Genomic DNA, 14,054 nt, shown 5'->3' on the forward strand with positions numbered 1-14,054 from the left:
GCATCGGCACCTGGTGGGCCACCACCCCCCTGGTGCGCCGCTACCCCATCCTCCGATAACCACCCCCACCCACAGACAGCACAAGGCCCGCCCCCGGTACGGGAGCGGGCCTTTCCACGTCCCGGACCCGAATCTCCCGGTGTCTCGCCCGGCACCGCACCGCTTCGCGGTCGCTCACGAGCAGGACGCGGGTCACTTCCCGGCGCCGGCTCCCGTCCGGCCCGTCATCCTCACGGGCCTTTTCGGTTGCTCAGGCGAAATCAGCCGGCGGGCTTGCCGAACCAGCGGGAGAGGTGGCCGTCCAGGTCCTGCTGATCGTCGCCGATCCAGGCGACGTGGCCGTCGGGGCGTAGCAGGACGCACGGAACATCCAGCACCGCGGTGGGATCCGCGAGGTAGTCGACCCGGTCGGACCAGCCGCCGACGGTCAGGCGTTCTGTGCGGTCCAGCAGCAGGCCGCGGCCGCGATGCAGCAGACCGTAGAGGTGGCCCTGTTGCACGTCGATGTCGCGCAGGCGGCGGCCCAGCAGGTCGGGGCCTTCGCCGAAGTCGTAGCGGATGCCGATCGCGGTGATCTTCTCGATCAGATGGCGGTTCACCTCGTCGAAGTCCATCAGTTCGGTGAGCAGCCTGCGCACGGCCTGCGGGCCCGGTTCGGCGGACAGCAGCTGCACCTGGGCGCGGGTGTTGTCCAGCACGTCCTCGGCGACCGGATGACGTTCGGCCTGGTAGGTGTCCAGCAGGGTCTCCGGCGCCCAGCCGCGGATCTGCGCGGCCAGTTTCCAGCCGAGGTTGAACGCGTCCTGAACGCCCAGGTTGAGGCCCTGTCCGCCGATGGGTGGATGGATGTGCGCCGCGTCGCCGGCCAGCAGCACCCGCCCGACGCGATAACGTTCGGCCAGCCGGGTGGCATCCCCGAAGCGGGACAACCAGCGCGGGGAGTGCACGCCGAAATCGGTTCCGGCGATGGTGCGCAACCGCTGTTTGAAATCCTCGAGGGTGGGCGGTTCCGCGCGGTCGCTGACTACCGCGGCGGGGACCACGACGCTGTAGACCCCTTCGCCGAAGGGCCGGAGCCAGAACGGCTGATGGTTCTTGCTGATCTCGGCCACCTTGGCGGCGACCTCCTCCTGCGGTACGCCCACTTTCATCTCGCCCATGAGCGTGTCGGTTTGTGAGGGCTCGCCGGGGAAGCCGACGCCGAGCAGTTTGCGCACCGTACTGCGCGCGCCGTCACAGCCGACGAGGTAGCGCGAACGCAGCCGTTCCCCGCCGGACAGCTCGACGGTCACGCCCTCGTCGTCCTGCTCGAAACCGGCGACCGCACAATCGCGCAGGACCTGCGCGCCCAGTTCGATCGCATGTTCTTCGAGCAGATGAACGATGACCGGCTGCGGGATACCCAGCAGATAGGCGTACGCGGAATCCAGGCCTTCGGGCACGGGTTTGGGGATGGCGGCGAAGAAACCGCCGGCCGGACGCTGTCTTCCGTGCTGGAGGACGCGATCCAGCAGGCCGCGCATCGCCATCAGCTCGAGACTGCGGATGTGCAGACCGACTATGCGGACGAACGACACGGGCTCGGTTTCCTTCTCCACAACGAGTACCCGCACGTCGTGCAGCCGCAGCTCGGCGGCCAGCATCGCACCGGTCGGCCCGCACCCGGCAATGATCACGTCGAACGTGAGGGGCGCGCGGCCGGCGCCGGAGGCCGGCGACCGGAGTCCGGGGACGTCGCCCACGGTGAAGTCGCGCTCGACCGTACCGTTCGACGACGGCTCGGCGGTGAACTGCGGAGAGTGCATGGGTGTTGCCTTTCGGGAGTGCCTTGTTGGCGAGGCGCTCCCGGCGACACCTACGTCGATCGCCCGATCGTGACAGGAAGGGGGAGCACCCACATCGATACAGCGTTCATGGGTCTCACCTCCTCAGGCGGTGTCACGGTCGACTGCAAGTTACAAGCCCGGGCATCACACCGTCCAGTCCTTTTCCTGCCACGTGATCACGACTCCGAACGGGCCCGTGCGGTTGCCGGGCGAATCCGGCGTGGCGGCCCGGCTGGTCCCGGGCCGGGGCCTGCGGCGCTGGTCTTGTCACCGCTGACTATTCTGACGCGGTGGCGTCGGCGCGGTGGGGCTGACCCGCCGGAGGACCTGGCGAGACCGCGGGGGCCTCAGTGACGTGGGTCCGGGCCTTCGGTGAGGCCCCAGGTCTCCGCGAGCCGGCCGTTGTCGATGCGGAAGATTTCGATGAGCACGGGCCGGACGTCGCTGCCCGGGGTCGCCATCCCTTCGACGGATGAGCGGACGGCGACCTTGTCGCCGTCGATCAGGATGTCGTCGGCGACAACGCGCATGGCCGGGAACCGGGCAACGACCTGGTTCCAGGCGTCCTTGCCCGCTTCGAACCCGGTGGCGCCAAGCGGGTGGTTGAGGAAGTCGGGGGTGAACAGGTCGGCGGCCTGGTCGAACCGCCGGGTGTTGAAGCATTCCTGCATCCGCAGCACCAGGGCGCTGGCTTCCTCGCGTGTGGTCATTGAAGGGGCCTCCTCGTGTTCGGTGGGTCCTGCTCATGGTGAAATGACACGAATTTGTAAGCGGGGCTTTGCCCCGCTTATGTGAGGCAGCATACGGGGCGACGCCCCGGTTAAGCTAGGGATGAGATGTCCAGCCGAACGCCTGAAGGAACTCCAGCCGAGCCGCCGACGGCTCCCGGGAACGACCGGGGGCTGCGGGCCGACGCGCGCCGCAATCGTGAGCGGGTGCTGCGGACCGCGCAGCAGTTGTTCGCCTCGCGAGGCCTCGGCATCTCGCTCGACGAGATCGCCCGCCGCGCGGGTGTCGGTCCAGGCACCGTCCACCGGCACTTCCCCACCAAGGAAGCGCTCTACCTCGCCGTCGCGATCGACCAGATCAGGCAGCTGGTCATCGAGGGGGAAACGCTCACGGGCACCGACGATCCAGCCGCCCTGTTCACGCTGCTGTCCCGGATGATGGCCTCGGGCGCCGAGAACGCGGCGGTGAAGAGCGCGCTCACGGCCGCCGAGTTCGACCTTCGCAACGCCGCTCCTGACGCCGCCGCCGACCTCACGCACCAGGTCGCACGCTTGCTCGATCGCGCCCATCGCGCCGGGGTCGTACGCCACGACGTGACAGTCGACGAGGTGATGGCGATCGTCGCCGGCGCCTTCGCCGCGATCCGGCACGCCGACGCGGACACCAGCCGCGAACGCTCCGCGCACATCGCCCAGATCATCCTCGACGGACTACGGCCCCAACCCCGATAGCAAGGCGAGGGCCCCCGCCCTCGGCCCAGGGCGGTCACATCTCGAAGACCAGGCGGGCCAGGACACCGCTGCCGAGGACCTCGTCGAAGGAGGCATTGATCTCGTCGAGCTTGCGGGTCTCGTAGATCACTTTGGTCCGGCCGGCGGCGTGCAGCCGGAAGACCTCCGCCAGGTCTGCGCGGGTGCCGACGATGGAGCCGATCACGCTGATGCCCTTCAGGACGGTCTCGAAGATCGGCAGGCTCATCGTGTTGTCCCTGGGCAGGGAGACCAGCACCAGGCGGCCACCGCGCCGCAGCGAGGCATGGGCCTGCTCCAGAACGCGAGGGCTGGCGGCCAGTACGATCGCCACGTCGGCCCCGCCCAGTGCCTTGATCGCGGCGACCGGGTCGGTGGTGGCGGCGTTGACGGTGTGGGTGGCGCCGAGCCGCCGGGCCAGGCGGAGCTTGTCGTCGGTGATGTCGACGGCGACGGTCTCGGCTCCGAAGATCTGCGCGTACTGCTGGGCCAGATGGCCCAGGCCGCCGATGCCGAAGATCGCGGCGCGCTCGGCCGGGCGCAGGCCCGAGACCTTGACGGCCTTGTAGGTGGTCACGCCCGCGCAGGTCAGCGGGGCGGCCTCGGCGGGGGAGACGCCGTCGGGGACCGGTACGACGTAGGCGGCGTGGGCGACGGCGTACTCGGCGTGGCCGCCGTCGACGGTGTAACCGGTGTTCTGCTGGGACTCGCACAGGGTCTCGCGGCCGCTGACGCAGTACTCGCAGGTTCCGCAGGCGTAACCCAGCCACGGGATGGCCACGCGCTCGCCGACGGTCCGGCCGGTCACGGCAGAGCCGGTCTTCTCGATGACGCCGACGCCCTCGTGCCCCGGTGTGAAGGGCGGCGCCGGTTTGACCGGCCAGTCGCCGCGGGCGGCGTGGATGTCGGTGTGGCACAGGCCGCTGGCCTCGATGCGGACCAGGACCTGGTGGGCCGCGGGCTCGGGGACGGGAATCTCTCGAATCTCCAGGGGCCTGTCGAACGCGGTGACGACGGCGGCGCGCATGTTCATGGTCTTGCCTTCCCTTCGCTTTCACCTCCGAGTCTTCCGCGGGGTGGCCGGGCGGGGCAGAGCCGAAGGTCCTGGACGGCACAGTCGTCGGTCACGGCCGTGCGGGAGGCCACCGGGCCCGGGTCTCACGGCGCGTCGACGTCCTCGCCGCAGGCCTCCACGCAGGGTCTTTCGTCCTCGCCGCGGAAGCCGTCCGCCCCTTCACCCGCGAACCGATGGGCGAAATCCTGAAGGCAACCGGCGGAAGGTGGGGATCGCCCCCGATTCCCACCTTCCGCGGAGCGTCAATGGAGAAGGGGACGATCCCGATGCGTGCGCTCGTGGTCTTCGAATCGATGTTCGGCAACACCCAGGCGATCGCCGAGGCCGTCGCCGACGGTCTGGCCACCCAGATGGAGGTGGACCTGGTCGAGGTCGGCGACGCCCCGGTGTCCGTTCCCGACGACGTGGACCTCCTCGTCGTCGGCGGGCCCACCCACGCTCTCGGCATGAGCAGGCCCAGCACCAGGCAGTCGGCCGCCGAGCAGGCCGAGCAGGCCGCCACCGAGCTGGTGTCCAAGGGGCAAGGGCTGCGCGAATGGCTCGCCGACCTCGGCGACCACTCCCGGGCCCTGTCGGCCGCGGCGTTCGACACGCGGATCAAGAACCCCTGGATTCCGGGATCGGCCCGGCGGGGCTTCGAGAAAAACCTGCGCGGGCACGGCTTCGCGATCCTGACCGGCTCACGGAGCTTCTACGTCTCCGGTACCCCCGGTCCGCTCCTGGAGGGGGAGACCGGGCGAGCCCGCCAGTGGGGGATGGCGCTGGCCTCGGCACGACAGGCCGGCGCTCACCGGATCACGGGGTCGCCGTAGTACTCGCCGTAAATCGGGCGGATATGGCTGAACGGCTTCTTTGCTGGTGGTCTGTGGGGCCTGGCTGGAGGTCGTTCGTGGCGACGGGGGTGTTTGCGCCCGTCACTATCTCTGCTCCGGAGTCAGGACGTGTCGGGTCCGGTCCCCGATCCAGGCCGCTTCGAGGATCGCGGTCAGGCTGGCGGTGTCGGTCGGGCCTGGATGGTTCTGGATCAAGCGGGTGACGCCACCGGCCATCTCCGCGAAGCGCGGGAGGTCGGCGCGTGCCACGCCGATGTCCGCCAAGGTGGCAGGGATGCCGATGTCGGCAAGGAGCCCGTCGAGCCAGGTGAGGAACGCATCTGCGGCCTCGGCATCCGAGGCGTCGGTCACGTCGAGCCCGCACACCCCGGCGAGGATGGCCAGCCGGTCGCCGATGGCATCCCTGGCCGCGTCCAGCGCGTAGGGCAGCAGCAGCCCGACGCCCAGGCCGTGCGGCGTGTGGGTGGCTGCGCCGATGGGGTACTGGAGGGCGTGCGGAGCCGCGTTGCCCGCGTGGGAAAATGCGAGCCCGGCCAGCATGGACCCATAGGACATGTCCGCGCGCGCGTCCTTGTCGCCTCCGTCCCTGACGACACGGGGCAAGCTGCGGGCGATCCGCTCCGCGGCCAGGAGCGCGTAGTGATCGGTGATCGGGTTGCGGCCGAGGAAGACCTGCTCCACCGGGTCGCGCGGTCCGTGGGCCCGGGGTCGCGCGGTGTAGCTCTCCACCGCGTGACAGAACGCGTCGATGCCGGAGTGGGCGGTGACGGTCGCAGGGCAGGTGTAGGTGAGCTCGGGGTCGACGATGGCGAAGTCGGGCACGATGTGGACGCTGGAGACCCCCACCTTCAGCTCGCGGTCCGGGTCGGTCAACACCGAGACGGGCGTGAGCTCGGAGCCGGTGCCTGACGTCGTCGGGACCGCGACGAGAGGAATCGTCGGCCCCGGCACCTTCGACTCGCCGTAGAAGTCGCGCGGCGTCCCACCGTGGCGCCGGATGACGCCGACGATTTTGGCGAGGTCGATCACCGTGCCACCCCCGATGGCGAGGATCACGTCGGCGTCCACCTCTGCGGCGACCGAGACGGCCAGGGCGACATCGGCGAGTGGCACGTCGGGAGTCGCGTCGGCGAACACCCCGACGACTTCGGCCTTCTCCCGCACGGCGGCCACGATCTCGGCCACGCCCGGCTGCCCCAGAAGAACCCGGTCGGTCACGATGAGGACTCGCGAGCCACACTCGGCCACCACTCGTGGGATGTTCTGCGCGACCCCTTCGCCCACTATCAGCTGGCGTGGTCCGCGGACGGTCTCAAGCATGTCAGTGCCTCTCTGGAACGTCGGCGGTGATTTGCTGGGCGGGCGTCCAGGTCACCTGCGAGACCGGGACGGCGTCGGCGAGGTTGGCTGCCGGGTGGCGCAGGCGCACCCCGGAGGAGCCGACGGCGTCCCCGGGTGCCGGCGGATTCGTGCCGGCCATGGCCCGGGTCCCGCCCCACGGGTGGAGGCCGGTCAGGTCATGTGTGCACAGGGCGCGGTGATCCTCGGCGGGCACCCGGAGCAGCGGGCCGGTCACGGTAGGTCGATCGCCGCGTAGGTGACGTCGAGGTACTCAAGGATGCCCTCGTGCGACCCCTCCTTGCCGATCCCGGACTGCTTCACGCCTCCGAACGGAGCTGACGGGTCCGAGATCAGACCACGGTTGATGCCGACCATCCCCGTCTCCAGCCCCTCGGTGAACCGGAGCGCCCGCTGGAGGTCACGGGTGAAGACGTATCCGACCAGGCCGTGCTCGGTGTCGTTGGCCTTCGCCATCACCTCGTCGTCGGACGTGAACGAGATGATCGGCGCCACCGGGCCGAAGATTTCCGCCTCCAGCATCCGCGCGTCTTCGGGCACGTCGACGAGGACCGTAGGCGGGTAGAAGTGGCCCGGCCCATTCGGACGCTCGCCGCCCACCAAGACACGGGCGCCGCGATCGACCGCGTCGGCGACGAGCTCGTCGATCTTGGTGACCGAGGCCTCGTCGATCAACGCCCCGACGTCCACGCCGTCGTCGAGACCATGGCCCACCGAGAGCGCGCCCATCCGCTCGGCGAAGCGCGCCGTGAACTCCTCGCGCACCGGCTCCTCGACGTAGATTCGGTTGGCCGCGATGCAGGACTCCCCGATGTTGCGCATCTTGGCCACCATGGCACCGTCGAGCGCGACGTCCAGGTCCGCGTCGGCACACACGATCAAGGCCGCGTTGCCGCCCAGTTCCATGGAGGTGCGCAGCACGTTGTCCGCCGCCTGTCGTAGCAGCACGCGTCCGACCTCGGTCGACCCGGTGAACGAAAGCTTGCGGGTCCGACGGTCGGCCAGGAGTGCTGAGACCACCTCGCCGGCACGCTTGGTCGTCACGACGTTGACGACGCCCGGGGGAACGCCGACCTCCTCCATGATGCGGGCCAGGAACAGCATGGTGAGTGGTGTCTGGGCCGCCGGCTTGGTGATCGTCGTGCAGCCCGCCGCCAGCGCAGGAGCGATCTTGCGGGCACCCATGGCCAACGGAAAGTTCCAGGGCGTCACGAAGACGCACGGTCCGACCGGCTTCGGCACGGTGAGGATGCGATATCCACCAGCGGGAGCGGTGTTGTAGCGCCCCTCGACGCGCACCGCCTCCTCGGCGAACCAACGGAAGAACTCGGCGCCGTAGGCCACCTCTCCCCGAGCCTCGGCGAGCGGCTTGCCCATCTCGAGAGTTATCAGCCGGGCGACCTCCTCGGATCGCTCGGTCAGTGCCCGGTACGTCGCGGTCAACAACTCTGACCGTTTTCGCGGCGGGGTCGCCGCCCACTCCGCCATTGCCTTGCTCGCCACGTCCAGAGCGGCGAGCCCGTCAACGACGTCGGCGTCCGCCACCTCGGCGATGGTCTCGCCGGTGGCCGGGTCCTCGACGACAAAGGTGGCTCCGCCGGCGGCGTCGCGCCAGGCGTCGCCAATCCGGAGCCGCCGGTGCTCGGGGGCCAGGACGTTCATCGGGTCACTCATTGCGTCGCCTCCTGTGATGTTCTTGGTGATGTCCGGCGTGACCTCAGCGATCGCGCCACGCGCGTTGACGAACGGGTCACACGGCCTCGTCGGGGTCGAGGTTGCCGAGCGGGTCGAACGTGGCCGTTAGCCCTGGGGCCCTGGCTGCAGGGCGACGCCCCGCGCCACCGATCGCCTTCTCGGGCCATGGCTGCTTCAGCGTCGTCGGGCCGTGCTCACCGGTGACGGTCCGCCGAGGCTCGATTGCCACGTGCGGGCGCATGTTGACGTCGCCGCCCTGCGCGGTTACCTCCCGGCCTCGGACAGCGCCAGCCCGGTGCCCGCGTCGAACAGGTGCGCACGGTCCAGGTCGACCGTGACATGCAGCCGCTCGCCCGGCGTACCGGTGACGGTGGGTCGTGCCTTGACCTTGAGGATCACCGTCCCCACTTGGACGTCGACCACCGTTCGGTCACCGAGCGGCTCAAGGCCGTAGAGCTCACCCGACAACGACGCGTCCCCACGCTGCTCGACGGACAGGTCCTCCGCGCGCAGGCCCAGCAGCAGCGGACGACCGTCCTCAGCGGTGGTCCAGCGGGGCCGCGGCAGCGTCCAGCCTTCCGCCCCGACCAGACGATCTCCCTCGGCGTGGCAGGCGAGCAGGCTGATCGCCGGGCTCCCGACGAATCCCGCGACCCACTGGTTGGCCGGCCGCTCGTACACCTCGGCCGGCGTTCCGACCTGTTGCACCTTCCCCTCCTTGAGGACCGCGACCTGGTCGGCCATGGACAGGGCCTCGACCTGGTCGTTGGTCACATAGACGAAGGTTCCCCCGAGGCTCCGGTGGATGCGGGTGAGCTCGGTGCGCATCTCGACGCGGAGCTTGAGGTCGAGGTTCGTCAGCGGCTCGTCCATGAGAAACGCGCGCGGGCGACGGACCAGCGCCCGGGCCAGGGCGACACGCTGCATCTCACCGCCCGACATCTGCGCGGGACGACGCTGCAGCAGGCGTTCGATGTGCAGCAGGTTCGACATCTTCTCGACGGCGGCGGCGATCTCGCTGGAAGACCAGCGGCGTGCCCGCAGCGGCGAGGCGATGTTCTCGTACGCCGTGAGTCGCGGGTAGAGGGCGTAGCTCTGGAAGACCATGGCTAGGTCGCGTGCGGCCGGGGTGTCGCCGGTCGCGTCCCTCCCGTCCAGGTGCACCGACCCGGCGTCGAGCTTCTCAAGGCCGGCGATCGCTCGCAGCGTCGTCGTCTTGCCTGCCCCGGAGGGCCCGAGCACGACGAAGAACGAGCCGTCCGGCACGTCCAGCGTCACCCCGTCGAGGGCCTGGACTTTACCGAAGGACTTGGACAGCCCGTGCACTGCCACGGTTCCCATCAGGCCACCAGCTCTTCCGTGCTCGCGTCGTAGACGGGCGGGGGCCCGCCGGTGTGCCGCAGCCCGACCGGCGCGTCGGCAGCGAAACGGACAGTCAGTGGCATCCGAACTCGTACGTCGCGCCGGTCGCCGTGGTCGACCACGTAGATGATCTCGTCGCCCAGCCACTCCGCCGAGACCACGCGGGCCGGGACCGAACGTTCCGCCCCTGGTTCCGTGACTTCCAGCGCCTCCGGCCGGACGCCTGCGACCAGGGAACGGTCGCGCGGCAGGCCTGGCGGTGGCGTGAGGGCCAGTCCGCTCTTACTGCGCAGTTGCCCGTCGGCCAGCTCCACCTCGATCAGGTTCATCGGCGGGGAGCCGATGAACGCGGCGCAGAAGAGACTCGCCGGACGGTCGTAGACCTCCAGCGGCGTGCCGATCTGCTCGACGCGGCCCTTGTTGAGGATGGCGATCCTGTGACCGAGCGACATCGCCTCGACCTGGTCGTGGGTGACGTAGACCATCGTCGTCCCCAGCTCCCCCTGCAGGTGCTTGATCTCCGTGCGCATGTCCGCCCTCAGCTCCGCGTCCAGGTTGGTGAGGGGTTCGTCCATGAGGAACGCGCGCGGTCGTCGCACCAGGGCGCGAGCGAGCGCGACGCGCTGCTGCTCCCCGCCGGACAGCCGGTGCGGTCGCCGGTCCAGGAGCGGACCGAGCCGCATCAGCCGGGCGGCCTCGTCGACCCGCTCCTGCACCTCCTGCTTGGGCAGTCCTTCGGCCCGCAGGGGAAACGCCAGGTTGTCGCGGGTTCTCAGATGGGGATAGAGAGCGTAGAACTGGAACACCATGGCGATGTCGCGCTCGGCGGGCGGCAGGTCGTTGACCAGCGTGTCGCCGATGCGGATGTCGCCCGTCGTCTGCCTCTCCAGGCCGGCGACGGCCCGCAGCGTGGTCGTCTTGCCGCAGCCCGAAGGGCCGAGCATCACGAACAGCTCGCCGTCGGCGATGGACAGGTCCACGTGCTCGACCGCGACCGTCCCGTCCGGGTAGCGCTTGTGCAGCGCGGTCACCTCGATGCCCGCCATCAGCGTCGCACCGCCCCGAGCGTCACACCGGCGACGAGGTGCTTGCGCACCAGGTAGGCGAAGACGAGCACCGGTAGGGCGAACACTATGGAGGCGGCGGCCACGAGACCCCAGTCCACAGTGGTTCCGCCGATGAGGCCGGCGATGGCGGGTGGAGCCGTCCGCACGGCGTCGCTGGAGGTGAGGAAGATGGCGAACACGAACTCGTTCCACGAGAAGATGAGGGCGAAGACCGCCGTCGCGGCGATGCCGGGCAGGAGCAGGGGAAGGGTGAATTTCCAGAACGCCTGCAGGCGGGTGTAGCCGTCGAGCATGGCGGCGTCCTCGTACTCCGCGGGCACCTCGTCGACGAACCCCTTCATCATCCAGATCGTGAACGGGACGTTGAACGCGGTGTAGATGAGGATCAGGCCGAGCTTGGTGTCGAAGAGTCCGACCTGGCGGTACATGAGGAAGATCGGGATCACGACCACCACGGGCGGCATGAACCGGGTGGACAGGATGAAGAACAGCTGGTCCTTCTTGGCCTTCACGGCGAAGCGTGAGTAGGCCCAGGCCGCCGGGACCCCCAGCACGGTGGCCAGCGCCGTGGAGACCCCGGCGACCACGACGGAGTTGAGGAACGCGCCGGACAAGGTCGAGGGACCGCCACCGGAGGCGACGAACACGTCCTTGAAATGGTCCAATGTGACCGTGAAGTCGAAGAACTTGGCCGGGATGGCGTAGACGTCCCGGTTCTCCTTGATGGACGTCTCGATCATCCACAGCACCGGGAAGAGCATCACGGCGGCCAGCACGGCCAGCAGCGCGACCTCCAGCACGGCGCGTCCCCGGCCGCCGAAGCGGCGCCCTGGGGGCCGGTGATCCCGGACAGGACCTGGGGACACGGCCTCGTCGACGGAGACGGCCATCAGTCCTCCTTGAGCTTGTTCAGGTAGCGCATGTAGAGCTGCGCGAGGACGATGACGACGAGGACCATGAGGATCCCGTACGCCGAGGCGGTTCCGGTGTTGAAGCCCAGGAACGCGACCTTGTAGACGTGGAACGACAACGTCTCGGTGGAGACCCCCGGACCTCCGCTGGTGAGGATGTAGACGAGGTCGAACAGCCGGAAGGCCTCGATGGCCCTGAACAGCACGGCGATGAGGAGCAGCGGCCACACCAGCGGAAGAGTGATGGTGCGGAACCGGAACCACTCGGACGCCCGGTCGATCGAGGCGGCCTCGTACAGGTACTTGGGGACCGCGGTAAGGCCCGCGAGTGCGATGAGCATGATGAACGGCGTCCACTGCCAGGTGTCGACCACGATCAGGGAGATCAACGCCGTGTTCTGCCGGGTGAGCCACTCCACCTGCCCCAGGCCGAGCGAGCCGAGCATGCTGTTGATCACGCCGAACTGCGCGTCGAGCATGAATCGCCAGAACAGCCCGACCACGACCGGCGACAGCATCATCGGAACCAGGAACAGCGTGGTCAGCAGTCCTCGCCCGTGCGTGCGCCGTGAGATCAGGTAGGCGATGGAGAAACCGAGCACGGTCTGCAGGGTGACCGCGCCGACCACGTAGATCAACGTCGTGAAGGCCCTCAGGTGGACCTGCGCCGACGTCAGGATGGCGGTGAAGTTCTCGAACCAGACGAAAGTGGCGGGCCCCCCGCGGGTGGCCGAGTAGTCGGTGAACGACAGGTACAACGCCCACAGCAGCGGGAACACCGACATCGCGAGCAACAGCAGCAACGCGGGGGAGATGAAGGCCACCGTGAGCCAGCGGTCGCTCAGGTGGCGGGACCGCCCCGGTGCAGGAGGCGTCGCGGACGCCTCCTGCACCGGGTGGTCCGTCGTCAGAGAGACGGGGTCACTCACAGTCCGCCGCCGCCCTTGCGGCCGGCGGAGTCGAGCACGCCCTGCTGTTCCTTGGCGATGTCGTCGAGCGCCTCCTTCGGGTTCTTCGCGCCGTTGAGAGCCGCGTTCACGTTGGTGTTCTCGATGTCGATGAGGCGCGCGTACTCGGGCACGTTCCACATGTCCCGCATCCGGGTAACCGAGTCGGCGTACACCTGGTTGAACGGCCCGGCATTGAGGAACTCGGGCGACGCCAGGGCGTCCGTACGCGAGGGCACACCACCGGCGGCCGCCCACTTCTTCTGGATGTCAGCCTGCTCGAACCACTTCATGAAGTTCAGGGCCTCCGCCTGCTTCTCCGCGGAGGAGTAGGCCGACACGTGCATTCCCATGCCGCCGAGCGGCACCAGGTCCGTCTTCTGCTTCGGCAGGGTGGCAAAGCCCAGCTTCTCGAGGATCTCCTCCCGCGTGGTGCCGAGCGTCGACTCCTTCGGGTCGAGCAGGCCGCCGCTCGCGGCGATCCAGTTGAACGCGATGCACGCCTTGCCCTGGGCGACCGCCGCGTTCACCTCGTCGATGAACCAGTTGCCGGAGCCCGCGGCGGTCAGCGGCTTCATCTTGTTGACCAGGACGTCCATCGCCTCCTGGCCCGCGGCGTCGTTGATGACGCCCTCGATCTTGCGCGTCTTGGAGTCCCAGAGTTTGCCGCCGTAGACGCCGTTGACCGTGTTGTAGGTCACGGCCGCGGCGTCGGAGCCGTTGGCCTGGTGGAAGGCCAGCCCGCTGACGCCGGGGTTGTCCGCCTGGCACTTCTCGGCGGCTGCGATCATCTCGTCCCAGGTCTGCGGCGGCTTGTCGCCGATCAGGTCCTTGCGGTAGATCATCGTCCAGGTGTCGCCGAGCAGCGGCAGTCCGTACAGGCTGGCGTTCTCGTCGCGCTGCCCGGTCTCCGCCTGGGGGTACTGGCCGTAGGCCGCCAGGAGGTACGGGTTGTAGGCGCTGACGTCGATGTTCTTCTTGACGAAGTCGGTGATGTCGAGGATGTTGCCGTTCGTCACGGCCTCGCCGATGTGCTGTGAGTCCAGGATCGGGATGTCGAAGTCGGTCTTGCGTGCCGCGAACTGGGTGAACATCGCGTCGTGCCAGTTCGCGTTCGGCACGGTGTTGACCTTGATGGTCACGTTCGACCGCTCCTTGGTGTACTCCGCGTTCGCGAAGTCCTCCAGAGCTTTGGCGGGGGGCCACTCGAACCAGATGAAGCTGAGGGTCAGCGGGTCCTTGGTGAGCTCCGGGATGTCCGCCGGCGCCTTGGGGGCGCTCGCCTCGTCCTGGCCGCCGCCGCAAGCCGCCACGGTCGTGGCCGCTAACATGGCCGCCGTCGCCAGCCGCACCTTTCGACCGGGAACGGACAGTCGTCCTACTCGCTTGGGGTACCGCATCTTCTTGCCTGCTTTCTGGGGGGTGGACTTCTGGAGCCTCGCTGCGTGCTTCGCCGAGCGGTTGCTGGGTTCAGGCATGTTGCCTGCTGTCGCAGGGGCTG

General features: G+C 68.9%; 14 protein-coding genes. 2 read left to right on the forward strand and 12 right to left on the reverse strand.

Annotated features, from left to right (window positions below; genetic code table 11):
* Positions 1-260: 260 nt before the first annotated feature.
* Both rox and ACTOQ2_RS39140 read right to left on the reverse strand, forming a co-directional pair.
* Entirely contained in the window at positions 261-1,805 is a 1,545-nt protein-coding gene (rox, locus tag ACTOQ2_RS39135; protein ID WP_440106329.1) for a rifampin monooxygenase, read from the reverse strand.
* 368 nt (positions 1,806-2,173) lie between these two features.
* The gene (locus ACTOQ2_RS39140; protein ID WP_440106331.1) at positions 2,174-2,536 is read right to left on the reverse strand and encodes an ester cyclase; all 363 of its coding nucleotides are present in this window, start codon (positions 2,534-2,536) and stop codon (positions 2,174-2,176) included.
* Positions 2,537-2,662: 126 nt separating this feature from the next.
* On the opposite strand from ACTOQ2_RS39140, the gene ACTOQ2_RS39145 reads away from it, so the two are divergent.
* The gene (locus ACTOQ2_RS39145; RefSeq protein WP_440106333.1) at positions 2,663-3,286 is read left to right on the forward strand and encodes a TetR/AcrR family transcriptional regulator; all 624 of its coding nucleotides are present in this window, start codon (positions 2,663-2,665) and stop codon (positions 3,284-3,286) included.
* A 34-nt stretch (positions 3,287-3,320) separates the two neighbouring features.
* Here ACTOQ2_RS39145 and ACTOQ2_RS39150 read toward each other — a convergent pair whose 3' ends face one another.
* Positions 3,321-4,337: a zinc-dependent alcohol dehydrogenase gene (locus ACTOQ2_RS39150; RefSeq protein WP_440073737.1), complete on the reverse strand. Its 1,017-nt coding sequence runs from the start codon at positions 4,335-4,337 to the stop codon at positions 3,321-3,323.
* Positions 4,338-4,624: 287 nt separating this feature from the next.
* On the opposite strand from ACTOQ2_RS39150, the gene ACTOQ2_RS39155 reads away from it, so the two are divergent.
* Positions 4,625-5,191: a flavodoxin family protein gene (locus ACTOQ2_RS39155; RefSeq protein WP_440106335.1), complete on the forward strand. Its 567-nt coding sequence runs from the start codon at positions 4,625-4,627 to the stop codon at positions 5,189-5,191.
* Positions 5,192-5,296: 105 nt separating this feature from the next.
* Here the strand turns inward: ACTOQ2_RS39155 and ACTOQ2_RS39160 are convergent, their stop codons facing one another.
* The 9 genes from ACTOQ2_RS39160 to ACTOQ2_RS39200 all read right to left on the reverse strand — a co-directional run bounded on the left by ACTOQ2_RS39160 (position 5,297) and on the right by ACTOQ2_RS39200 (position 14,031).
* Entirely contained in the window at positions 5,297-6,532 is a 1,236-nt protein-coding gene (locus ACTOQ2_RS39160) for an iron-containing alcohol dehydrogenase (protein ID WP_440106337.1), read from the reverse strand.
* Between the two features lies 1 nt (position 6,533).
* Positions 6,534-6,788, reverse strand: a complete 255-nt coding sequence (locus tag ACTOQ2_RS39165) for a hypothetical protein (RefSeq protein ID WP_440106339.1) — start codon at positions 6,786-6,788, stop codon at positions 6,534-6,536.
* On the reverse strand, positions 6,785-8,245 hold the full coding sequence (locus ACTOQ2_RS39170) for an NAD-dependent succinate-semialdehyde dehydrogenase (protein ID WP_440106341.1): 1,461 nt from the start codon (positions 8,243-8,245) through the stop codon (positions 6,785-6,787). Before ACTOQ2_RS39170 ends, ACTOQ2_RS39165 begins: the two co-directional genes overlap by 4 nt.
* Positions 8,246-8,321: 76 nt before the next feature.
* Entirely contained in the window at positions 8,322-8,495 is a 174-nt protein-coding gene (locus tag ACTOQ2_RS39175) for a hypothetical protein (RefSeq protein ID WP_440106343.1), read from the reverse strand.
* 35 nt (positions 8,496-8,530) lie between these two features.
* The gene (locus tag ACTOQ2_RS39180) at positions 8,531-9,607 is read right to left on the reverse strand and encodes an ABC transporter ATP-binding protein (protein ID WP_440106345.1); all 1,077 of its coding nucleotides are present in this window, start codon (positions 9,605-9,607) and stop codon (positions 8,531-8,533) included.
* Complete coding sequence (locus tag ACTOQ2_RS39185) at positions 9,607-10,674, reverse strand: ABC transporter ATP-binding protein (RefSeq protein WP_440072280.1); 1,068 nt, start codon at positions 10,672-10,674, stop codon at positions 9,607-9,609. The genes ACTOQ2_RS39180 and ACTOQ2_RS39185 overlap by 1 nt, the downstream gene beginning before the upstream one ends.
* Positions 10,674-11,585 (reverse strand): carbohydrate ABC transporter permease, encoded by a 912-nt coding sequence (locus tag ACTOQ2_RS39190; protein ID WP_440072281.1) that lies wholly within the window; start codon positions 11,583-11,585, stop codon positions 10,674-10,676. The genes ACTOQ2_RS39185 and ACTOQ2_RS39190 overlap by 1 nt, the downstream gene beginning before the upstream one ends.
* Positions 11,585-12,535 carry a carbohydrate ABC transporter permease gene (locus ACTOQ2_RS39195; RefSeq protein ID WP_440072282.1) on the reverse strand — a complete coding sequence of 317 codons (951 nt, stop codon included), beginning with the start codon at positions 12,533-12,535 and terminating at the stop codon, positions 11,585-11,587. The genes ACTOQ2_RS39190 and ACTOQ2_RS39195 overlap by 1 nt, the downstream gene beginning before the upstream one ends.
* Entirely contained in the window at positions 12,532-14,031 is a 1,500-nt protein-coding gene (locus tag ACTOQ2_RS39200) for an extracellular solute-binding protein (RefSeq protein ID WP_440106347.1), read from the reverse strand. Before ACTOQ2_RS39200 ends, ACTOQ2_RS39195 begins: the two co-directional genes overlap by 4 nt.
* Positions 14,032-14,054: the final 23 nt, after the last annotated feature.

Source organism: Streptosporangium sp. H16 (assembly GCF_051918855.1).
In the GTDB taxonomy this organism is placed as follows: Bacteria; Actinomycetota; Actinomycetes; order Streptosporangiales; family Streptosporangiaceae; genus Streptosporangium.